Annotated in this window: 23 protein-coding genes; 9 read left to right on the top strand and 14 right to left on the bottom strand. The window is 34.6% G+C overall.

Translation table 11 applies throughout. From position 1 onward, the window contains the following. The 4 genes from EV142_RS01530 to EV142_RS01515 all read right to left on the bottom strand — a co-directional run bounded on the left by EV142_RS01530 (position 1) and on the right by EV142_RS01515 (position 4,149). Positions 1-771, bottom strand: a complete 771-nt coding sequence (locus tag EV142_RS01530; RefSeq protein ID WP_132032046.1) for a hypothetical protein — start codon at positions 769-771, stop codon at positions 1-3. A 180-nt stretch (positions 772-951) separates the two neighbouring features. Continuing rightward, positions 952-3,087, bottom strand: a complete 2,136-nt coding sequence (locus EV142_RS01525) for a polyribonucleotide nucleotidyltransferase (protein ID WP_132032044.1) — start codon at positions 3,085-3,087, stop codon at positions 952-954. A gap of 174 nt (positions 3,088-3,261) precedes the next feature. Beyond that, the gene (gene rpsO, locus EV142_RS01520; RefSeq protein ID WP_041516556.1) at positions 3,262-3,528 is read right to left on the bottom strand and encodes a 30S ribosomal protein S15; all 267 of its coding nucleotides are present in this window, start codon (positions 3,526-3,528) and stop codon (positions 3,262-3,264) included. 165 nt (positions 3,529-3,693) lie between these two features. After that, on the bottom strand, positions 3,694-4,149 hold the full coding sequence (locus EV142_RS01515; protein ID WP_132032042.1) for a GAF domain-containing protein: 456 nt from the start codon (positions 4,147-4,149) through the stop codon (positions 3,694-3,696). A gap of 70 nt (positions 4,150-4,219) precedes the next feature. Between EV142_RS01515 and xrtF the strand changes: the two genes are divergently transcribed. The 6 genes from xrtF (at position 4,220) to EV142_RS01485 (ending at position 8,946) form a co-directional block, all read left to right on the top strand. Continuing rightward, positions 4,220-4,756 carry an exosortase family protein XrtF gene (gene xrtF / locus EV142_RS01510; RefSeq protein WP_132032040.1) on the top strand — a complete coding sequence of 179 codons (537 nt, stop codon included), beginning with the start codon at positions 4,220-4,222 and terminating at the stop codon, positions 4,754-4,756. Then, positions 4,746-5,192, top strand: coding sequence for an exosortase F system-associated membrane protein (locus EV142_RS01505; protein WP_132032038.1), 447 nt, complete (start codon positions 4,746-4,748; stop codon positions 5,190-5,192). The genes xrtF and EV142_RS01505 overlap by 11 nt, the downstream gene beginning before the upstream one ends. Before the next feature lie 46 nt (positions 5,193-5,238). Further along, positions 5,239-5,637: an HYC_CC_PP family protein gene (locus EV142_RS01500; protein WP_132032036.1), complete on the top strand. Its 399-nt coding sequence runs from the start codon at positions 5,239-5,241 to the stop codon at positions 5,635-5,637. Between the two features lie 103 nt (positions 5,638-5,740). Beyond that, a complete protein-coding gene (locus tag EV142_RS01495) occupies positions 5,741-7,747 on the top strand; it encodes a TonB-dependent receptor plug domain-containing protein (protein ID WP_132032034.1) in 2,007 nt (668 codons plus the stop codon). 47 nt (positions 7,748-7,794) lie between these two features. Further along, entirely contained in the window at positions 7,795-8,136 is a 342-nt protein-coding gene (locus EV142_RS01490; protein ID WP_132032033.1) for a heavy-metal-associated domain-containing protein, read from the top strand. Positions 8,137-8,265: 129 nt separating this feature from the next. After that, positions 8,266-8,946, top strand: a complete 681-nt coding sequence (locus tag EV142_RS01485; RefSeq protein WP_132032031.1) for a DedA family protein — start codon at positions 8,266-8,268, stop codon at positions 8,944-8,946. Between the two features lie 218 nt (positions 8,947-9,164). On the opposite strand, the gene rodA is transcribed toward EV142_RS01485, so the two are convergent. The 6 genes from rodA to purH form a co-directional block, all read right to left on the bottom strand. Continuing rightward, on the bottom strand, positions 9,165-10,400 hold the full coding sequence (gene rodA / locus EV142_RS01480) for a rod shape-determining protein RodA (protein WP_132032029.1): 1,236 nt from the start codon (positions 10,398-10,400) through the stop codon (positions 9,165-9,167). A gap of 15 nt (positions 10,401-10,415) precedes the next feature. Next, positions 10,416-12,398 (bottom strand): penicillin-binding protein 2, encoded by a 1,983-nt coding sequence (gene mrdA / locus EV142_RS01475; RefSeq protein ID WP_132032027.1) that lies wholly within the window; start codon positions 12,396-12,398, stop codon positions 10,416-10,418. Then, positions 12,395-12,901: a rod shape-determining protein MreD gene (locus EV142_RS01470; protein ID WP_132032025.1), complete on the bottom strand. Its 507-nt coding sequence runs from the start codon at positions 12,899-12,901 to the stop codon at positions 12,395-12,397. The genes mrdA and EV142_RS01470 overlap by 4 nt, the downstream gene beginning before the upstream one ends. Beyond that, positions 12,894-13,718: a rod shape-determining protein MreC gene (gene mreC / locus EV142_RS01465; protein ID WP_132032023.1), complete on the bottom strand. Its 825-nt coding sequence runs from the start codon at positions 13,716-13,718 to the stop codon at positions 12,894-12,896. Before mreC ends, EV142_RS01470 begins: the two co-directional genes overlap by 8 nt. Before the next feature lie 109 nt (positions 13,719-13,827). Further along, positions 13,828-14,856, bottom strand: coding sequence for a rod shape-determining protein (locus EV142_RS01460; RefSeq protein WP_007804822.1), 1,029 nt, complete (start codon positions 14,854-14,856; stop codon positions 13,828-13,830). 54 nt (positions 14,857-14,910) lie between these two features. Beyond that, a complete protein-coding gene (gene purH, locus EV142_RS01455) occupies positions 14,911-16,437 on the bottom strand; it encodes a bifunctional phosphoribosylaminoimidazolecarboxamide formyltransferase/IMP cyclohydrolase (protein WP_132032021.1) in 1,527 nt (508 codons plus the stop codon). 165 nt (positions 16,438-16,602) lie between these two features. Here purH and EV142_RS01450 point away from each other — a divergent pair, with 165 nt between their 5' ends. The 3 genes from EV142_RS01450 to EV142_RS01440 all read left to right on the top strand — a co-directional run bounded on the left by EV142_RS01450 (position 16,603) and on the right by EV142_RS01440 (position 20,237). Next, the gene (locus EV142_RS01450; RefSeq protein WP_132032018.1) at positions 16,603-17,850 is read left to right on the top strand and encodes an ABC transporter permease; all 1,248 of its coding nucleotides are present in this window, start codon (positions 16,603-16,605) and stop codon (positions 17,848-17,850) included. Between the two features lie 98 nt (positions 17,851-17,948). Beyond that, positions 17,949-18,995, top strand: a complete 1,047-nt coding sequence (locus EV142_RS01445; protein WP_132032016.1) for an NAD(P)-dependent alcohol dehydrogenase — start codon at positions 17,949-17,951, stop codon at positions 18,993-18,995. 357 nt (positions 18,996-19,352) lie between these two features. Then, positions 19,353-20,237, top strand: coding sequence for a cupin-like domain-containing protein (locus EV142_RS01440; protein WP_132032014.1), 885 nt, complete (start codon positions 19,353-19,355; stop codon positions 20,235-20,237). Between the two features lie 104 nt (positions 20,238-20,341). Here EV142_RS01440 and EV142_RS01435 read toward each other — a convergent pair whose 3' ends face one another. From EV142_RS01435 to EV142_RS01420, 4 genes are all read right to left on the bottom strand, one after another. Next, positions 20,342-20,764 (bottom strand): helix-turn-helix domain-containing protein, encoded by a 423-nt coding sequence (locus tag EV142_RS01435; protein ID WP_132032012.1) that lies wholly within the window; start codon positions 20,762-20,764, stop codon positions 20,342-20,344. 389 nt (positions 20,765-21,153) lie between these two features. Continuing rightward, positions 21,154-21,660 carry a hypothetical protein gene (locus EV142_RS01430; RefSeq protein WP_132032011.1) on the bottom strand — a complete coding sequence of 169 codons (507 nt, stop codon included), beginning with the start codon at positions 21,658-21,660 and terminating at the stop codon, positions 21,154-21,156. A gap of 5 nt (positions 21,661-21,665) precedes the next feature. Then, complete coding sequence (locus tag EV142_RS01425; protein ID WP_132032009.1) at positions 21,666-22,106, bottom strand: hypothetical protein; 441 nt, start codon at positions 22,104-22,106, stop codon at positions 21,666-21,668. Between the two features lie 64 nt (positions 22,107-22,170). Continuing rightward, the gene (locus EV142_RS01420; RefSeq protein ID WP_132032007.1) at positions 22,171-22,635 is read right to left on the bottom strand and encodes a hypothetical protein; all 465 of its coding nucleotides are present in this window, start codon (positions 22,633-22,635) and stop codon (positions 22,171-22,173) included. Positions 22,636-22,641 lie beyond the last annotated feature (6 nt).

Genomic DNA, 22,641 nt, shown 5'->3' with positions numbered 1-22,641 from the left:
TTAATTGACTTCATTAGGGATAAGACTGTTGATTTCTTTGATTAAATTTTCAATAAAAACTTTCTTATCGGATTCTTCTAATTGAATGTTAGAGTTGTAGTATTTTTTTATTTCGCTTTTATACTGAGGAAAAATTTCAATAATGTCACTTCTTGAACTTATTTTATAGTAGGCATCTTTGTACTTTAAGACATATTCATTTTTTTCTTTAAATTCATCAGAACTACTCTGATTGGTTCCGTCAGAAATTGCTCTGGTATCAATAACTTTTGTCCTGTTTTTATGGTGTTTGATATAAAGTGTATTGTTTTTGGAGAAAATAATTTCCTGATAATAACCATTCATGTAAGCCGGGCTTGCTGGGTTATTAAAATTTATATTAATAAATTTTTTGTTGTTAAGAGTAAACCAGGCTGTTTCCTCTTTAATCAGATTGATACCCAAATAATCGTATTCACCATTAGCCTTCAATACTATGATGTCATTATTGATGTCATATTTAAGATCCAGATTATAGTAATTCTGACCTTGGTATTTAAGATCTCCGGTGCTGTAGTTATTAGAGAAATAATAACTATGACTTTTATCGAGAGTCCTGTATAGATTAACATGGCGGGGGCCATTATACAGTTCTAAGTTTTGTTTGCCAACAGTTTTGTCAAACCAGTTGTATAAAGAAGCAGTATTGCTTGTCTGGCTGTGTATGGTGTAGATGTTTAAGAATAAGCCAAATAAAATAAGGAAAATAGATTTATTTTGATAATTTTTCAAAATATTGTGTGGTTTTGATGATTTGTTTTGATGATTTCAAAAGTATTAAAAAAATGTTACACGCTACACGAAAATCTGTTAAAATGTAATAAAAACACTAATATTTAAAACGAAAAACCCCAATTCAAATAAATGAATTGGGGTTTTCTATGAATAAACCTTTAGTAAACTAAGATCTGATTACTCTTTTTTGTCCTCACGCGGAGGTCTTTGTAAAAGTGCTTTTCTGGACACTTTTTCTTTTCTGGTTTTAGGATCAAGACCTAAGTATTTCACTTCAAAAACATCTCCCATGTTTACAACATCGGTAACATTTTCAGTACGTTCCCAGGCTAGCTCAGATACGTGAAGCAATACCTCATTTCCTGGCGCAGCAGTATATTCTACTACGGCTCCAAAATCAAGCATTTTAATTACTTTAACCTCATAAGCTTCGCCCATTTGCGGTTTGAAAGTAATAGATTGAATTTTAGCCAATACAGCTTCAATTCCGGCAGGATCTGTACCTAAGATTTCGATAACACCTTCTTCGTTTACTTCGTTGATCACGATAGTTGTTCCCGTGGCTTTTTGTAATTCCTGAATTACTTTTCCACCAGGTCCGATTAATGCTCCAATAAAGTTTCCAGGAATAGTTCTGGTGATGATTTTTGGAGAATGCGCTTTAACATCTGCATTTGGTTTTGCAAGAGTTTCAAGTAATTTTCCTAAAATATGTAAACGTCCGTCACGAGCCTGAGCCAAAGCCTGCTCCATGATTTCGTATTTCAATCCGTCAATTTTGATGTCCATCTGACAAGCTGTAATACCTTCAGAAGTTCCGGTTACTTTGAAATCCATATCTCCTAAATGATCTTCATCACCTAAAATATCAGATAAAACAGCAAAACGATCACCATCAGTAATCAATCCCATTGCAATTCCTGAAACCGGACGAATCATTTGAATACCGGCATCCATTAAAGCTAATGTTCCCGCACAAACGGTAGCCATAGAAGAGGAACCATTTGATTCCAATACTTCAGAAACAACTCTGATAGTATACGGATTTTCAGCAGGGATCATGTTTTTCAATGCTCTTTGTGCCAGGTTTCCGTGTCCAACTTCTCTTCTTGAAGTTCCTCTTAACGGACGAGCTTCTCCTGTAGAAAATGGTGGAAAGTTATAGTGTAGATAGAATTTTTCTTCTCCTTGTTCAGATGGGGAATCAATTTGGTTTGCTTCTCTGGATGTTCCTAAAGTTGCTGTTGCCAAAGCCTGAGTTTCTCCACGTGTAAATAATGCAGAACCGTGAACAGATGGTAAGTAATCTACTTCACACCAGATTGGTCTGATTTCTGTAGTTTTTCTTCCGTCAAGACGGGTTCCTAAATCTAAAGTTACATTACGAACCGCTTCTTTATTGGTTTTGTAGAAATATTTAGAAACTAAATCTCCATTTTCTGCCAATTCTTCTTCAGTAAATAAGGCTTTCACTTCTTCTTTTACGGCATCAAATGCAGCAGAACGTTCGTGTTTAGCTGAACCTTTACTTGCAATAGCGTAAATTTTATCGTAAGCCGCTGCTTTTACTTTTGCGTAAATAGCATCGTCTGTTTTTTCAGTTTCATAAGTACGAACTTCTTTTTTTCCAAACGCAGTTGCCAGTCTTTCCTGAGCTGCAATTTGTACTTTAATATGTTCGTGAGCAAATTTAATTGCTTCTAACATTTCAGCTTCTGAGATTTCTTTCATTTCTCCTTCTACCATTGCGATAGAATCAGTTGAAGCTCCAATCATCATATCAATATCAGATAATTCTAATTGTGCACGGGATGGATTGATGATAAATTTACCGTCAATTCTTCCAACTCTGGCTTCAGAAATTAAAGTTTCAAAAGGAATGTCAGACAAAGCAAGTGCTGCCGAAGCGGCTAATCCTGCTAATGCATCAGGCATAACTTCATCGTCATGAGACATAAGCTGAATCATAACCTGAACTTCTGCGTGATAATCACTTGGGAAAAGCGGACGTAAAACACGGTCAACTAATCTCATTGTTAATACTTCGCTATCACTAGGACGAGCTTCTCTTTTGAAGAAACCACCAGGGAAACGACCTGCTGCTGCAAATTTTTCACGGTAATCTACCGTTAATGGTAAAAAGTCAATACCAGGACTTGCTTTTCTTGATGATACAACTGTTCCTAAAATAACAGTTTTACCAATTCTTACTACTACAGAACCATCAGCTTGTTTTGCTAAACGTCCTGTCTCGATTGTGATGTTTCTGCCATCACCTAAATCGATTTTTTCTACAAATAATTGTGGAATCATAAATTTTTTCCTTATTGGTTATACAATGGGTTTTAGTTGTGTTGTAGTTGTTGTGTGTAGTTGTTGTTTCTAAAACCCAATGAAAAACCAAACTTTTTTCTAATAAAATGCTTGTAATAAATATATTCTGTAAAAAACAAAAAGAGGCACTTTCGCACCTCTTTTCTATATTGATTATTTTCTGATATTCAATACTTTGATAATCTCACGATATCTGTTGATCTCTTTCTTTTTCAAGTAATCCAACAAAGATCTTCTTTTACCTACTAGTAGTACAAGAGAACGCTCAGTGTTGTAATCGTGACGATTTTTTTTCAAGTGCTCAGTTAAGTGTGAAATTCTGTAAGTGAACAATGCAATTTGAGCTTCTGCTTTTCCAGTGTTTGTTGCTTCACCGTGTTGTGCAAAAATCTCTTCTTTTTTTTCTTTAGTTAAATACATTCCAATATTATTTAATGATTTTTATGTATGTCATACATCTTTTGTAAGACGGGTGCAAAATTACATTTTTTTTCCGAAAAAATAAATTTATAGACTGAAAAATTTAAAGTTTCAATAAATTAGGTTAAAAAATACCATTCTGGTAATTCTTGAGACCTGTAATTTCTAAAATAAAGTAGCAACTTCCTGATTTACAAATTCTAAAAATCTTTCGTCAGCTTCTGTAAACGGATCAATAACGTGACTGTCAATATCAATCTGACCTATGTTTTGTCCGTTAACAAATAAAGGAACAACGATTTCAGACTTCACGGTAAAACTGCAGGCAATATAATTGTCTTGTGCAGCAACATCCGGCACCACAAAATTGGCATTGCTTTCTGCAACCTGACCACATATTCCTTTCCCAAAAGGAATCACGGTGTGATCGGTTTCTGCTCCTACATAAGGACCTAAATGCAGCGTTTTGTTTTCGTGATTCGCAAAATAAAATCCAACCCAATTGTAATATTCAACGTTTTCGTTTAATAATTGGCAGACAGATAATAATTTTTCGTCTCTAACCGTATTGGTATCAGCTATAATAGCGCTTATCTTTGGTTGTAATTCCTGAAATGTCATAATGCAAAATTTTATGCAAAAGTATTTAATACTGAATTTAAAAAATACATAAATTTGTTAAAAATTTCACTTGAAAAAATATTTACTTCAATTTAAACCCTTTCTGATTTTTATAGGCACTTTTTTCGCTGCTTATATCGGATTGACGGTTATTTATAAACTTTACTTAAACAGTTTTCATGCAAATGATATTGACGGAATAACCACAATGATTGGTCATAATGTAGATCAGCTGATGCAGTTGTTTAATGAAAACACTAAAATTGCCAAAAGTCTTTCAGGTCCTTACTTAGAAGTTCGGTACAATAATAAGTTTACCATTATAATTGTAGAAGGATGTAATGCTGTAAGCGTTATGATTCTGTTTGTTTCCTTTGTAATAGCATTTTCCGGAAAGTTTAAGACGACTTTGCTTTTTATTCTGTTTGGTGTTTTTCTGATTTATGTTATGAATGTTATCCGAATTGGATTATTGACAGTGTTGTTATTTCATTTTCGGGAGAAAGAACATATTCTCCATGGAGTCCTTTTTCCGTTAATAATCTACGGATTGGTTTTTGGTTTATGGGTTTTTTGGGTCAACAAATTTTCAAAATATGCTAAATAAAATAAAAGATCATAAAGGTAAAATCATACTTGCGGTTTTTATCGTGGTCGGTTTTGGTATAATAAGAGCTTTTGAAAAGACCTTGTTTTACGACCCTTTTTTGGTTTATTTTGATTCTGATTTTAAAGGATTGCCTTTCCCCAAAGTTGATGTTTTTAAACTTTTTTGGGGACTTTTACTGCGGTATTTTCTAAACACGGTTTTATCTCTCCTGCTTATTTATGTACTGTTTCAGGATTTAGTAATTCTTAAATTTAGTACCTTTTTGTACGGTTGTTTTCTGGTGGTTCTTTTCGGGGTGTTTTTTGTGATTTTGGAATATTTTGCCGATGGGAGCTGGTTGCTTTTTTACGTTAGAAGATTTATCATTCAGCCCATTTTTGTATTGCTGTTTATTCCTGCCTTTTATTATCAGATGCAGGGTTTCAAAAAATAACATTTTATTATATTTTTTTCAGGGTCTTTTGAATATTTTTGCAATTATGAATTTAAAGAAGTGCACCGGATTATTTTTAGCGTTCCTTTTGTTGGTTTCCAACATTGGGTTTGCTTTTGATGTGCATTATTGTGGAGGAAAAATTGCTTCCGTTTCTTTAAATACCACAGCTTCGGTTTCTCCTGAAAAGAAATGTTGCGGATCGTCTGAGAAAAAATCATCCTGTTGTAAAGATAAAGTAGTTCATTTCGAAAAAAAATCGGATAATGCCACTTTTAAGTTATTCTTTTTTCAGCTTGCTTTTCCGGCTGTACTTCAGGAATTCCAGCCAATTGCTTTTCTGGCCATTCCAAATTTTAAAAGCAATCAGATCATTTCGTACTATTCAGATGCGAATGCACCCCCCTTATTTAAATTATACAGTCAATATATTTTTTACGCCTGATTTTAATGTTTAAGATCAAGCCTTTTCTAGGCTTGTATTGTACTGTTTTGTGTTTCCCGAAAACTTCAAAAACAGAATTTTCTAAATAATTAAAATCATTTTTATGCAAAAAAACATCATGCTTTTTGTGATGGTTTTGCTTTCCGTTTCTGTGTTTTCGCAAGAAGATCTGGAAGAAGTAAAAATTACAAAAAAGCAAAAAGGAATCAAAAAATCCTATACTGTTACCGCCAACACAACACTTATTACAAGCAAAGAATTGCTAAAAGCCGCTTGCTGTAACCTTGCCGAAAGTTTCGAGACCAATCCGTCTATAGATGTTAATTTTTCTGATGCTTTAACGGGAACCAAACAAATAAAAATGCTGGGCTTAACGAGTCCGTACTTAATGATTACAGAAGAGAATATTCCGTCAGTCCGCGGAGCTTCCCAGGCCTACGGCTTATCGTTTACCCCGGGAACCTGGATCGAAAGTGTGCAGATTACCAAAGGCGCCGGAAGTGTTATCAATGGTTATGAAAGTATTTCAGGACAAATTAATACAGAGCTTTTAAAACCGCTAAGTGACATTCCGTTTTTTCTAAACGCTTACGGGTCTACGGATTCCCGTTTTGAACTGAATACACATTTCAATAAAAAATTATCCGATAAATGGGCAACCAGCCTGTTTCTGCACGGAAATACCCGTGTTGCAAAGAACGACATGAATAACGACGGTTTTCTGGATAATCCGTTAGGGAAACAAATCAATATACTGAATCGTTATCAATATTATAACCCGGAAAGCGGTCTGGTAAGTTTTATCAATTTCAGGTATATGAATGATAAAAAGCAAACCGGTGAAGTAAATTTTGATAAAGACAGGGACAGAGGAACAACTAATTACTGGGGTTCCGAAATCAACACGGAGCGTTTTGAAGTTTCCACAAAAATTGGATATGTTTTTAAGGATATGCCGTATCAGAGTATTGGTTTTCAAAATGCTTTCAACAGCCACAATCAGGAATCGTACTTTGGTTTAAACCAATACAACATCAGGCAAAACAGTTATTATTCGAATTTGATTTTCAATTCCATTATCAACAATACGATGCATAAATTCACAACAGGTCTGAATTTTTCGTACGACCAGTATCAGGAGTTTGTAAATGTGAATGATTACAGCAGAATCGATAATTCGGTTGGGGCATTTTTTGAATACACCTATGATAACACCGATAACTTCAGTTTGATTTTAGGCGGAAGAGTCGATAATCATAACAGATTAGGCTTTTTTGTAACACCGCGTCTGCATCTGAGATACAATCCGTGGAAAGATGGCGTGCTTCGTTTTTCAGCAGGAAGAGGAAAGCGTTCCGCTAATATCTTTGCCGAAAACCAGCAGCTTTTTGCCAGTTCAAGAACTTTTTCAATTTTAGATACGAACGGAAAAATTTACGGATTAAATCCGGAGATAGCCTGGAATTACGGTTTAAGTTTTTCCCAGAAGTTTAAATTGTTTGGTAAAAATGCAGAAACGGGATTTGATTTGTATCGTACGGATTTTCAAAACCAGGCCGTTGTTGATTTGATGCAAAGTCCTCAGGAAGCTTTGTTCTATAACCTTAAAGGAAGTTCATTTGCAAATAGTCTGCAGGTGGAGTTCAATTATGAATTGGTTCATAATCTGAATTTGAGAACCGCTTATAAATATTATGACATTCAGACCGATTATCTAAGAGGAACTTTCCAACGGCCTTTGCAGGCAAAACACCGTTTTTTAGGAAATCTGGAATATGAAACCAATATGAATAACGACAAACAATGGAAGTTTGATTACACCTTTAATTGGTCGGGAAAACAGCAATTGCCCTATACAGCATCAAATCCTGCAGCAGATCAGTTTCCTGATTTTTCGCCTTCTTACGCTGTTATGAATGCACAGGTTACCAGAGTTTTTTCTCTGGTATTTGAAGTTTATATTGGCGGGGAAAACATTGGGAATTACAAGCAGGAAAAAGCAATTTTAGGAGCCAGCGATCCTTTTGGGCCTAATTTTGATGCTTCTATAGCTTACGCACCCATTTTTGGTCAAATGTATTACGCAGGATTGCGATTTAAAATAAAATAAAAAGCAAAAATCAATATCAAAAATCAATAACAATAAATACTACTAAAATGAAAAACTTAATTTTAATTGTACTGGTAACTTTTTTAGGATTTTCAGCCCAGGCGCAGACTAAAAAGAACAAGAATCTAAAATACGCTACAGAAGTAAATGGTAATTGCGAGCAATGTAAGAAACGTATCGAAAAAGCTGCTTTTGGTGTGCCGGGCGTAAAGACGGCTAACTGGGATATGAGTTCGCACCAGCTTACCGTAATTCTGAATGAAGAAAAGTCTTCTCCGGAAGATTTAAATAAAGCAATCGCAAAGGTTGGACATGATACCAAAGACATAAAAGCAACTCAGGCAGATTATGATAATTTGCACACTTGCTGCAAGTATCAAAGAGAATAATTTTTAGAGCCCGGGTTTGAACCCGGGCTTTTTTGAATCGTTAATTTATCTTTAAAATACCGCATTTTATTGTGGTTGAAGTAAATTATTGTTACTTTCACGAACTTATAAATATAACCAAACGCATTTATGAATAATTTCGACTGGACTCAATTAATTAACCCTGAATTTTATATTACGTTAAGTGTCGGAGGATTTCAGATTGGGTTATATATTGTTTTGTTTATCGTATTCGCTGAGACAGGACTTTTTGCAGGTTTTTTTCTGCCTGGAGATAGTTTGCTTTTTTTAGCGGGTATTTATAGTCGTGATTTGATTCAGAATGTAGTGCATATTCCAAGCGATTTTATCAACGTATTTTTGCTTTCAACTTTGGTTGCGGTGATGGGAGTTTTGGGTAATATGACAGGATATTGGTTTGGAGCCAAAAGCGGATATTACTTGTTTAAAAAAGAAGATTCATTCTGGTTCAAAAAGAAATACTTATTACAATCAAAAGATTTCTTTGAGAAGTATGGAGGTAAAGCAATTATCTATGCCCGCTTTCTTCCAATCTTAAGAACTTTTGCTCCAATTATAGCCGGAATAGTTTCTATGGATAAAAAGAAATTTATGTTTTATAATATCCTGAGTTCATTTCTTTGGTCATTCTTATTGATCTTTTCAGGACACTACTTATATGGCGTTTTTCTAGAACAAGGTATAGATTTAAAAGAACATATCGAGTACATTATTATTATCATTGTAATCATCTCTACATTCCCGGTTTTACTTAAATTCTTAAAGAAAAGACCAAGCGAAAAAATATAAGTATAGTAACATAACATACATAAAAAAGTCCGAAGCTTAAAACTTCGGACTTTTTTTATGTTTTAGAATGACTTATTAAATTTAAAATGAGTTTTTTAAGGTAGTTTGTTTGTTACAGGATAACGAACGAGCTGTTTTTTTAGTTTAAGAACTTAATTAATTCTTTTGTTATTTCTTCGGAATTGGATTTTGGAATTTTAAACTATTGGACTTTTTAATTACCATTCATTAACCTTATTAGCATCCATTTTTAAGAAAATAAACAGTAAAATAGTAAATCCCCAGAGTCCGGAACCACCGTATGAAAAGAAAGGCAATGGCACTCCAATCGTTGGGAAAATCCCTGCAACCATAGCAATGTTTACAAAAAAGTGCGTGAATAAAATTCCGGCCACACAATAACCATATACCCGGCTGAATTTTGTCTTTTGTCTTTCGGCCAAATAGATGACTCTTAATAACAATCCGACAAAAAGGGAAATAACCACTAATGATCCGAGAAAACCCCATTCTTCACCAACAGTCGTAAAGATATAATCCGTATGCTGTTCGGGTACAAAACCACCTTTGGTCTGAGTTCCTTCCAGGAAACCTTTTCCCATCCATCCACCGGATCCAATTGCAATTTCAGATTGATTTGTGTTGTATCCGATACCTTTCATATCGACACTTTTTCCTAAAAGGATATTGAAACGGTCTCTATGGTGTTGTTTGAAAACATTGTCAAATACATAATCAACAGAAAGAACAAAGCCTGAAATGATGGCCAGTAAGATCGTACTTAAAAGAAGGTTTCGATCAACGACCCTTCCCTTAAAATAGATAATGGTTAATACTGCCAGAGAGATTAAAATTACGACATAAGGTTCCAGAACAAGTGTTAAAACAAAGAGTAATATAGCTAAAAATCCCGTCCATACATACCATGCCGGTAATCCTTCCCTAAACAAAACCACGATGAAAATACTATAAATCAAAGCACTACCCGGGTCGGGTTGTGGTAAGATCAGAAGAACCGGTAAAAAGACAATGGCTAAAGCCTGAATTTGTCTGTTGGTCTCTTTTAGGTTAATCTGACTGTCACTCAGGTATTTTGCCAGTGCCAGTGAAGTTGCAGCTTTTGCAAACTCCGAAGGCTGTATCGTAAAACTTCCAATAGCATACCAGCATCTTTGTCCGGCAATTGTTTTTCCAAAAAGAAACAAACCTGCCAATGACAGTAAGGATACCCCAAAAATAATACTGGCGTATTTTTCATAAAATTTACCATCTACAAAAAGAACAATAAAAATTAAAGGAATTGTACAGGCAATAAAAATCAATTGCTTTTCATAAGTACCATCAGTAGATAATAATGAGGAAGAATAGATGTTCAGCCACCCCAATACAACAAGTGCAGCGTAGATAATAACACTTATCCAGTCAATATTATTTTTTACACTTTGATTTTTCATTTGAAATAATCTTTGTTAGTTTTCTTTTGTTGTGTCTACTGTAGTTCTTTTTATCTCTGTTTTCGGAGTTACTGTTTTTGCAGCTGCTGCAGTTTTTGGAACAATAATCTTAGCTTTTAAAACGGAATCTTTTGGTGTAGATTCAATTAAACTTGCCGGATTGATTCCTCCAACTTTTGCATATTCACTAACTAAGCTCTTATTTAAAACCCGAATTTCTAAATCAGTTCTTGAGATTTTTCTTCTCAGATATTTTTCAACCATTAAACTGGCAATTGGCCCTGCAACAGTTGCTCCAAAACCTCCATTTTCAATCATAATCGCGATTGCGATTTTAGGATTGTCTTTTGGTGCAAAAGCCACAAAAATAGAGTGATCTTTTAGCTTTGTTCTCACACCATCGATTTTGGCATAGTTTTCAGCGGTTCCTGTTTTTCCGCAAATATCGATTCCTTCAACTCTTAAAGCGTAAGCAGTTCCTTTATTATATACATCAAACAAACCACTTATGACCGGAGGAAAATACTTTTTGTCAATTGTAGTTTCGTGTTTGGTTGTAAATTTCGCGTCTATTTTTTTACCTTCAATTTTTTTAATAATATGAGGCGTATAGTAATATCCCTGATTGGCAACAGTCGCCATCATATTGGCTAATTGAATAGGAGTCATTAAAACTTCTCCCTGCCCAATTGCGTTTGATACAATCGTGGTGCTTCTCCAGCCGCCGTTGGGATATATTTTTTTGTATGTTTTTGAAGTCGGAATATTTCCTTTTTTACCGGTTGGTAAATCGTATCCCATAAACTGGCCTAATCCAAAACTTTTTACGTGATTGCTCCATACATCCACCGCTTCTGCCGGGTTTTTGTATTTATTAATGGTTAGCATATAAGACTGAGCAAAATAAGTATTACAGGAATTGTAAATTCCGTTATGTAACTGGTGCGGGCCAAAACCGTGACATTTCATAAAACGACCTCTACCATAACTGAAACCGTGATGGCACATAAAAGTAGTTTGTTCGTTAATGACACCTTCCTGAAGAGCAACCAATCCGGTTAGGATTTTAAATGGAGATCCCGGAGGATATTCCGCTAAAAGACCTCTGTCGTATAAAGGTTTTGCAATAGAATCATGATATAAAATCGTATAGTTTTTAGATCGTTGTCTTCCCACCAAAATACCAGGATCATAAGAAGGAGCGGTAACTAATGCCAAAATTTCACCTGTTTTAGGTTCAATGGCAACAATTCCACCTCTTTTATTGATCATTAATTCTTCACCATATTTTTGAAGTTCAGCATCAATAGTCAGATTAATGTCTTCTCCGGCTACAGCGATAGTGTCGTATTTGCCTTCTTTATAAGAACCAATTTCTCTATTATATTTGTCTTTCTGGATGTATTTTACACCTTTTATTCCGCGTAAAACTTCTTCGTAGCTTTCTTCAACACCTTGTCTTCCAATTAAGTCACCACTATTGTAATAAGGGTTTTTAGCAATTAATTTTTCATTTACCTGTAGAATAGAACCAAAAATATTGGCGCCATAATCTACTTCATAATCACGAAGAGAACGTTTCTGGAAATAAAAGCCTTCGTATTTCCTGATTTTTTCCTGAAAAGCGGCAAATTCAGATTTGTTTAATTGCGATAGAAAAACAGAAGGTAATCTCGGACTGTATACTTTCGCTTTTGCAATTCTCTTTTCATAATCTTCTCTGGTAATATTGAGCAATGCGCAAAATTCGTCAATATTAAGGTTTTCCTTGATTTCTCTCGGGATTACCATGATGTCATAAGAAGCCTGATTGGCAACTAATAACTTTCCGTTTCGGTCATAAATATAGCCTCTTTCCGGATAGTCATACTGCTTCTTGATTGCATTATTATCAGATTTTAACTTAAAAGAATCGTCTATAATTTGCAAATAAAATACCCTCATCACAAGCAGAGATGCTGCGATAATAATTAAAGAGGGCAGCAGAATTTTTCTCATCGTTTATTGGGCTTAATAAGATATATTATTATGATTGAAACAATTATGGTAAATATGGAACTGAATAAAGTTCGAAGTAAAACGTCACCAATGAATTTAAATTGAAAAGCTTCAAATGTAAAAAGTATAATGTGATGCAGGATCACGGATACTAAAATAAAAGAGAATCTTTCCGGTGTTAAGGATTCGTTTAGTTTTATAGTTTGATATTCATAACTCAGTCCAAATGAAAATTTGAAAATATAGGGCCTGTAATACGCTAAAATGACACAGGCCGTAGCATGAATTCCGCCCGAATTACAAAACATATCCATGGTGAGTCCAAGTAAAAAACTGGAGATAATCAAACCGGATCTGTTACTGTTTACAGGATAAAGAATGATATACAACAGGTATGGAAAAGGACTTATGTATCCCAGGAAATTCATATTATTGAAAATAACAATCTGAATTGCCAGTAACACAATAAATCGAAAAATATTGACTAACAAAGCGCTATTCATCGTTTTCCTTTTTTTCTAAATTAATAAGTTCTTCTCTGTCCTTACTCTTAATGACATATACATGTCCTAAGTTTGTCATGTCGTTAAAAAGTTTAACGTCTATAACATAATAGCTGGTACCTGTTTTAACGTATATTTTTTCGACTGTACCAATATTAATTCCTTCCGGAAAAATTACGGACTGCCCACCTGTAACAATTGTATCGCCTTTTCTAATAGAAGCTAATCTTGGAACATCTTCAAGCTGCACAAATCCTGTGCTTTTTCCGCTCCATGTTAATGAACCAAAATGATTTGACTTTTTTAGTTTTGCATTAATGTGCGATTTCATATTCAGAATACTAACTACGGTAGAATAGTTTTTTGATGTATTGTCTACCACACCAATAATTCCTAGACTATTGATAACTCCCATATCCTGTTTCATTCCTTCTTTTGCACCGGAGTTTAAAGTGATATAGTTTTCGTGTGTATTGTAGGAGTTGTGAATAACTTTCGAAACAATAATATCAGCAGGTTTTACGCCTTTAATACTGTCTGCCAAAGGTATTTTTGTGGTATCTTCTTTATTGAATAAAAGACTTTTTAATCTTGCGTTTTCAAGTACCAGTTCGTCGTTTTGTGTTCTCAGGTTCAAATATTCGTTTACGCGATTAATTCTTTCATAAACACCTCCGCTTAAAAAATTTGCTGAACTGATTACTCTGCTTCTATGGTACGAATGAGATTGAATTGTGAGAGCCAACGAAATACCTAAAAGCAGCAAAAACAGCAATCGATTACTGTTTCTTATAATGAAATTAAAAATTTGCTGCATTTCTTGTTCGGTTATTTTGTTTCAGGATATGCTATTGGGTTCAAATTTTATTGGAGTCAAATGATTCAATCTGACTCCAATAAAAATATTTTGATTGTTATTATGAATCTTATTTTATTAAGATGCTTTTGAATTTTGCAATGTTTTTAAGTGCCATTCCGGTTCCGCGAACAACGGCTCTTAACGGATCTTCAGCAATATAAACAGGTAAATCTGTTTTTTGGGAAATACGTTTGTCCAGACCTCTTAACATCGATCCTCCACCGGCTAAATAAATACCTGTGTTGTAGATATCGGCTGCTAATTCAGGAGGAGTTTGCGATAACGTTTCCATTACGGCATCTTCTATACGTTGAATCGATTTGTCTAATGCTTTGGCAATTTCACGGTAAGAAACATCAACTTGTTTTGGTTTACCCGTAAGTAAATCTCTACCCTGAACAGACATGTCTTCAGGAGGACCATCTAAATCTTCGATAGCAGCTCCAATCTGAATTTTTATTTTCTCGGCAGTACTTTCTCCAACAAAAAGGTTGTGTTGTGTACGCATGTAATAAACAATATCGTTAGTGAAAACGTCACCTGCAATTTTTACAGATTTATCACATACAATTCCGCCTAATGCAATAACCGCGATTTCAGTTGTTCCACCACCAATATCAACAATCATGTTTCCTTTAGGCTGCATGATATCGATACCAATACCAATTGCTGCTGCCATTGGTTCATGAATCAGGTAAACTTCTTTTCCGTTTACTCTTTCACAAGATTCTTTTACGGCACGCATTTCAACCTCAGTAATTCCGGAAGGAATACATACTACCATTCTTAGCGCTGGAGTAAACATTCTTTTTTTCAATGCCGGAATACTTTTAATGAACATATTGATCATTTTTTCCGAAGCATCAAAATCGGCAATTACACCGTCCTTCAAAGGCCTTATGGTTTTGATATTTTCATGCGTTTTACCTTGCATCATATTGGCTTCCTTACCAACAGCAATGATTTTGCCTGATATTCGATCACGTGCAACGATTGACGGACTATCAATAACAACTTTATCATTATGTATGATTAAAGTGTTTGCGGTACCAAGGTCTATCGCAATATCCTCGGTCATGAAATCAAAAAATCCCATAAGTTTTTTAGGGGTTTAAAATGTTATAAATTATTTTGAACAAAGTTAAACAAATTAATGTTTAAAATGACGTGTTCCTGTAAATACCATTGCAAGATTATTTTCGTTGCAATAATTTATGCTTAATTCGTCTTTTATTGATCCTCCCGGCTGAATAACAGCGGTTATTCCTGCTTTTTTGGCTAATTCAACACAATCCGGAAACGGGAAAAATGCATCGCTCGCCATTGAAGCTCCTGTCAGATCAAAACCGAAAGCTTTTGCCTTGTCAATTGCCTGCATTAAAGCATCAACTCTTGACGTCTGACCTGTTCCTGACGAAATTAATGTTCCGTTTTTAGCAAACACAATCGTATTTGATTTGGTGTTCTTGCAAATTTTTGAAGCAAATATTAAATCTTCTACTTCCTGAGCAGTCGGCTCGGTAATAGTAACGGTCTTTAAATGCTCTTTAGTATCCGTAATATTATTTCTGTCCTGAATTAACAAACCGTTAAGACATGTTCTCACTTGTCTTGAAGGTAATTCCACTTCATTCTGAACCAATATAATCCTGTTTTTCTTTTCCTGTAAAACCGTAATGGCCTCATCATCATAACTTGGAGCGATGACAACCTCACAGAACAATTTATTGATTTCCTGGGCTGTAGCCAAATCAATTTTAACATTTGAAATCAAAACTCCGCCAAACGCAGAAGTAGGATCACAAGCCAGCGCCGCTAAGTAAGCCTCACTGATTGTTTTTCTTGAAGCTAAACCACAAGCATTGTTATGTTTTAAAATAGCGAAAGTAGGCCCGTCTGTTTTAAACTCATTAATTAAGTTTACCGCAGCATCTACATCCAGCAGGTTGTTGTAAGATAACTCTTTTCCGTGGACTTTTTTGAACATGGCATCAAAATCTCCAAAAAAGAATCCTTTTTGGTGTGGATTTTCTCCATAACGTAAAATCTGACCGTTGTCAATACTTTCTTTATAGATCGTTTCATCTGTATTGAAGTAATTAAAAATCGCACCATCATAATGAGAAGAAACGTGGAATGCTTTTGTAGCAAACAATCTTCTGTTTTCAAGTGTTGTTGCTCCGTTTTGTTCTGTAATCAAATCCAATAGCAAGCTGTATTCATTTACTGAAGCTACAATTACAGTGTCTTTAAAGTTTTTTGCACCGGCACGGATTAAGGAGATTCCGCCAATATCAATTTTTTCAATAATATCCTGTTCGCTTGCACCTGAGGCAACCGTTTTTTCAAACGGGTACAAATCAACAATCACTAAGTCAATCTGAGGAATATCAAATTCCTTCATTTGCTGAACATCACTTTCGTTATCCTGGCGGTTTAAAATTCCGCCAAAAATTTTCGGGTGTAACGTTTTTACTCTTCCGCCAAGAATTTCAGGAAAAGAAGTGATATCCTCAACCGGAACTACAGGAATGCCTAAGTTTTTAATAAAATCTTCCGTTCCTCCGGTCGAATAAAGTGTTACGTTTTGTTCGTGTAATTTTCTAACGATTGGCTCAAGTCCGTCTTTCGAAAAAACAGATATTAAGGCCGATTGTATTGTTTTAGTTGTGCTCATTGTGTAGTTATGATTTTCAGACTGCAAAAGTAGTTTTTTTAAATATTATTTTAAAGAAAATTAATGTAACATTATGGTAAAAAAATCTACTGATGAGTAAGTTAAGTTTTGTTAGGTTTTTTATTTTAAATTATTGAATTTTACTTTATTGAAAAATACGAAAATATGATTGTTTATCTAAGGTTGCTGAAAGAAAGTTTAAGCTTTGCCATAAATGCTTTACGGAATAATAAATTGCGTACATTATTGTCATTGCTTGGTGTAACAATTGGTATTTTTTCGATTATTGCGGTACTCGCCGCGGTTGATTCTTTAGACCGTAAAATTTCTAAAGATCTGAGCAGCTTAGATAAAAATACGATTTATTTGATGAAGTATTGTTTTGGGCCTTCCGAAATTCCCCAATGGAAAAGAGAACAGTTCCCAAATGTGAAATACGATGAATACATTGCTTTAAAAAACTCACTCAACAATACACAACAAGTCGGTTATCAGCTTTTTGTCAATCATGAAAGTTTAAAATACGATTCTAAAACCGTTGCCGATGTAAATATTGTCCCGTCTTCTTTTGAAATGGTCGATATTGATGGGTTAAGTTTTGATAAAGGACGATTCTACAACGAATCGGAATCGAATTCAGGAACCGCCGTTATTGTTTTGGGATATGAAATTGCAGACGGCCTTTTTGGCACCATAGATCCTATTGGAAAAAATATTAGACTTTACGGACAGCGTTTTACCGTAATCGGAGTGATAGCGAAACAAGGTGCAGGCTTTTTTGGTGACAGTAATGATACTTCAGTGTATTTACCGGCCAATTTTTTACGCCGAATGTATGGCGACAGCGATTCGATGACCCCGGTAATTGTTTTGAAACCGGTTAAAGGCGTTGACATGGATGCTTACAAAGCCGAAATAGCACAAAAAATAAGAGGGATCCGTGGGATGAAAGCAGGAGAAATGGACAACTTTTTTATTAATGTACTTTCCGGGTTTACCGATTTTATTGATGGAATTTTAGGACAGATGAATGTAGTGGGCTGGATTATCAGTGGATTTTCGCTGCTGGTGGGCGGTTTTGGAATTGCGAATATCATGTTTGTTTCGGTAAAAGAACGCACGAATCTTATCGGAATCCAGAAATCATTAGGAGCCAAAAACAAATTTATATTATTCCAGTTTTTGTTTGAAGCCATTATTCTGTCTGTAATCGGAGGAATAATTGGTTTGCTGATGGTTTGGGGAATCTCCCTTTTATTGACCAAATTATTAGATTTTGAATTCGTTTTAAGTTTCGGAAATATAGTTTTAGGAACAAGCTTAGCCGCGCTTATCGGATTGATTTCGGGAATTCTGCCGGCAATTTCAGCAGCAAATCTGGATCCGGTTGAGGCCATCAGAACCGGAATGTAAAATTCAAATACTCAAAAAAACATCTTTTTTGCCCCTTCAAATTTTATTTTGATGGAGAATTTATTGTAATTTTAATAGCTTAATTAAAATACGATAACATGATACCAGTAAAAGCTTATGCTGCATTTGATGCCGAAAATCCGTTAAAACCCTATACGTTTGAAAGAAAAGAAGTTGGTGCTCATCAGGTTCAGATAGAAATCTTGTACAGTGGTGTTTGCCACTCCGATATTCATACTGCAAAAGGGGAATGGGGACCTGTAAATTACCCCTTAGTTCCAGGACACGAAATTGTGGGCCGAATTGTTGCTGTTGGTAGCGAAGTTTCAAAATTTAAAGTGGGGGAATTAGCCGGAATAGGCTGTTTTGTAGATTCCTGCAGAATCTGTCCGAGCTGTCAGGCAGGCGAGGAGCAGTTTTGTGATGAAGGAATGACGCAAACTTACAATAGTGTAGAACGAGGAACTGATATTCCGACAAGAGGCGGCTATTCGACCAGTATTATTGTCGACGAAAATTACACCCTTCACGTTTCTGAAAAATTAGATTTAAAAGGAGTGGCACCTTTATTATGCGCCGGAATTACTACTTATTCACCGCTGCGTTATTTAAAAGTAGGCAAGGGGCATAAAGTTGGCGTTTTAGGTTTAGGTGGTTTGGGACATATGGCCGTAAAATTTGCGGTTTCATTTGGTGCCGAAGTGACCATGTTAAGCCATTCTCCGTTTAAAGAAGCCGATGCTAAAAAATTAGGGGCACATCATTTTGCCCTGACTTCAAATCCGGAAACTATGGAATCATTAGCGAGCAGCTTCGATTTTATTTTAAATACCGTTTCGGCGAAACACGATCATAATGCGTATCTGAATTTACTGAAAACAAACGGAACGATGATTGTCGTGGGAGCACCTCCTGCACCTGCAGAAATTCCTGTTTTTACGTTAATCATGAAAAGAAGAAGCATCATCGGAAGTTTGATTGGCGGAATCAAAGAAACGCAGGAAATGTTAGATTACTGTGCCGAACACAATATTACTTCAGATGTTGAAATCATCGATATGGCGTACATTAATGAAGCTTACGAGCGCATGAACAAAAGCGATGTGAAATATCGTTTTGTGATTGATATGGCTTCTTTGAAGTAGGTACAAAGGGACAGAGTTGCAAAGGGTCAGAGGTTTTTGCTGGGTAAACTTTATGTTTCTTTTGAAATGTAATAAGAAGTTTAAGAGAAACGATGTATTTTTTAGCGAAAGAATGTATCCTATTGAATAATAAATTTAAAATTTAAAAAACCGAAGATCATTCTTCGGTTTTTTTTGATTAAATTGTATGGTCCTGAAATATAGGGCTGGGAAATTTGACAATAAAGTCAGATCCTGTTACTGGTATTTGTACAGGAAAACGGCCTATTTTTCTTTTGTATTATTTTATTACAAATGTTAGAGGAGAGAAATAATTAGATAATTTTGGGAAACTGACAATTTAAATTAAGGAAAAAAATGAGCTTTATACTAAAACCTGTCGATGTTGTTGAGTCTATTTCCAGACAAGATTTTAAGAAGAACTATTTAGATAAAAAAAAGCCTTTAATTATAAAAGGATTGACAAAAGACTGGCCGGCAAGAGAAAAATGGTCCACGGATTATTTTAAGGAAATTGCAGGGGATATTGAAGTCAAACTAGTGGACAACTCCAAAGCAGATCCCAAAAAAGTAATCAATGCCTCGATTGCCACGATGAAATTCGGTGATTATCTGGATCTGATAAAAAGAGAGCCAACACAGCTGCGTATTTTTTTCTTCAATCTTTTTAAACACAAACCCGAATTGGTCAATGATGTCAAAATTCCAAAAGAATTAATGGGAGGCTTTATAGAAAGTATGCCTGCCATGTTTTTTGGAGGCTCCCAGGCCATTACATTTTTACATTATGACATCGATTTGCCTCATCTTTTCCACACGCATTTTGGAGGCAGAAAACACATTATCCTGTTTGACTACAAATGGAAAAAAAGGCTTTACTGTGTGCCCAATACAACCTACGCTTTAGAGGATTATGACGTTTCCAATCCGGACTTCGAAAAATTTCCCGCGCTGAAAGGCGTCGAAGGGTATGAAGTTTTCCTGGAACACGGAGATACCTTGTTCATGCCTACCGGAATGTGGCACTGGATGCGGTATATTGATGGCTCTTTTTCGCTGAGTCTTCGCGCATGGGACAGCTCGATAACCCGCAAAATGGCCAGTGTCTGGAGTCTGTTCCTGCATGGCGCGGTAGATAGTGCTATAAAAATAGTTTTTAGGGAACGTTATGCGCTATGGCGTGAAAAATTAGCCTTTACCATAGCCGAAAAAGAATTAAAAAGGGGCAGGCCTAAAAAATAGTTACTCTTAAAAAGTATCATCTTCTCAAAAGACAAAACTGAAAAAATCCCGTGAAAAATTTTCCACGGGATTTTTTTATGAAAAGGAACAGGTTTCGAAAAACCTTATTTTCCTTTGAGCAGTTTTTCTAAATATTCAATTTTATCTTTTTCAGACTGAACCAAACGTTCGTACAGCTTTCTGTTTTCATCTACCATTTCCATCATTTTGTCTAGCGGGTTGAATGAACAATGACTAGGATTGAATATTCCATTCATACCATTGCTGGTACTATTGTCGTAAAAATTATTGAAATAGCTAATCATATTTTCTTCTGTAAAGTTTTTTATGGCTTCCACACTTACACCAAGTGCTTTTGCTACTTCGATAAGTCTTTCTTCGTCTATGGTCTCACTATTTTCTATGGAAGATACCGTTTGTTGGGAAGTTCCCAAAGCTTGTGCGAGGGCTTCCTGTTTCATGTCTTTCAGTTCACGAATACGGCTGATTTTTCTGCCTATATGATTTGGTTTTATTGCTGTGCTCATAATTCAAAGATATTTATATTGCTTTAAAAAAAACAGATTTTGGTAAAAAACAGTTTTGCTTTTGTAAGTTACCCTTTCTGGTTCGTTTTGGGGGTAAAACGATTACTTACGGTGCACCAGGCAAAAATACAATTTTTCAGGGATTAATTGATGAAGTAGTATGTATTGTGTTTTATTGTTGTTGAAAGTTTAATAGTAATTTTTATTTTTCAACAAGGCTGTTGTAAACTAATTGTTGTATTTTTTTTTACAACAGAAATTTTACAACAAAAGTGTTGTAAATAAATTGTTGTAATTTTTTTTACAACAAAAAAATTACAACAGAAATTTTGAAACAGAAACTGTGACAAACTAATTTTGATTTTTGTTTAGTCACGGGAATTATTTGATTATTCAATGGATATCAGACTGCTTCTGTCAACCATTTTTACTTCTGCTACTCTTACTTTATGATGAGAAAGATATTCATAATCGATTAAGTATATTTTCTTCTTTTCTAAAAGCAGTTTTTCACTTTCACGAAACCCTAATGTTTTAAGAAAATTATAATTGACCGTAATGTCTTTTCTTTTCCTCAGAAATGAGTGTTTGACAAACTTCACTTCCGGAGTAATTCTGTAATGATTAACCAGAGTTAAATCCTGTCTTATTTTTGTGTTGTCAGCATCAAAAACAAAAGAGTAATTGTAATTATCTCTGTTTACAATGTTGTTTGACTCTTTCATTTGATTCCCATTATCGTATTTGAAATAAACATATAGGGTATCTGATTCTTTTATCTTTTTAATGTCCTGTCCATTTGATTTAAAAGGCAGACAGAATAAAACACTTAAAACGAAATAGAAGAAAGTGCTGTTTTGAAAGGTAAAGGCTGATATCGGTTTAGTATTTGGCATTTTACTTATTCAATAGGATTAATATTATAGTCATTTACCTTAACTTCTTTAAGCTTTATTGAAAACCATCCAGTATCATTATCATCTATGAGATAAATCTTTTTTTTGCTCAATAGCAATTTTTTAGCGTCCTGATAACTGAGCATGTTAATTAGAAAATCGTAATTAATCAAAATGCTTTTATGTTTTTTTAGAAATGATTTTTTTTCTTTTTTCTCCTCAGCAACATACGGATTATGGTACAGCATTATATGGGTATGTTTGTAATATTCATTAAAAACAAAGATATAGTCGCCATATCCCTTCGATTGAGGCATATATATTTGCTTGTACTGATTTTGCTTAAAAAAAATATAAACAGTATCTGCTTTTTTTAAAGTATCATAATCCTGACTATAAATCGTTCCGGATATATTTATCATAAGTAATGTAATTATTGCTTTCATGACATATGATTTTTATTAAGTTAACTTCTCCAATACGTATAGTTTTTTGAACAATTGGAAGTCATCATTCCCCAATAGGACAGTAATTCAATAGAAACACACTATATAAAACAACTTTCCTTTTTTTCTTTTCGGTAAGATCAATGATATAGAACGTTTGTGATCGCGATAATAATTCGCAAACAATATATTCTTCTGTGAAATTTTTGAGAAAGTCTAAATCAATTATATCTTTTTGATGTTTTTTTAAAAAGGATTTATTTTCAATTCTCGTATCAATTCTTAAAAAACCTTTTTCTGTCATTGAATTTTTACGATCTGGTTTACTAAATATTAATTGTTCAGTTCGATTTTCTTTTTTCGAATTTAAAGACAAGGTATATTCTCTGAAATTATCAGAATATACTTTTTTTTCCTGATTTTTTCCTTTTGTAAATGCCACGTAAACCGTATCAAGCGTTTTTATGTGATTAATATCCTGACAAAAAGCAAAAGTGGAAACAAAAAATAAAAGAATTATAGTTTTCATATTAAT

The sequence above is a fragment of the Flavobacterium circumlabens genome (assembly GCF_004345565.1).
In the GTDB taxonomy this organism is placed as follows: domain Bacteria; phylum Bacteroidota; class Bacteroidia; order Flavobacteriales; family Flavobacteriaceae; genus Flavobacterium; species Flavobacterium circumlabens.
The sequence above is the reverse complement of the archived record's forward strand: the minus strand, read 5'-3'. Positions and strand labels throughout refer to the sequence as shown.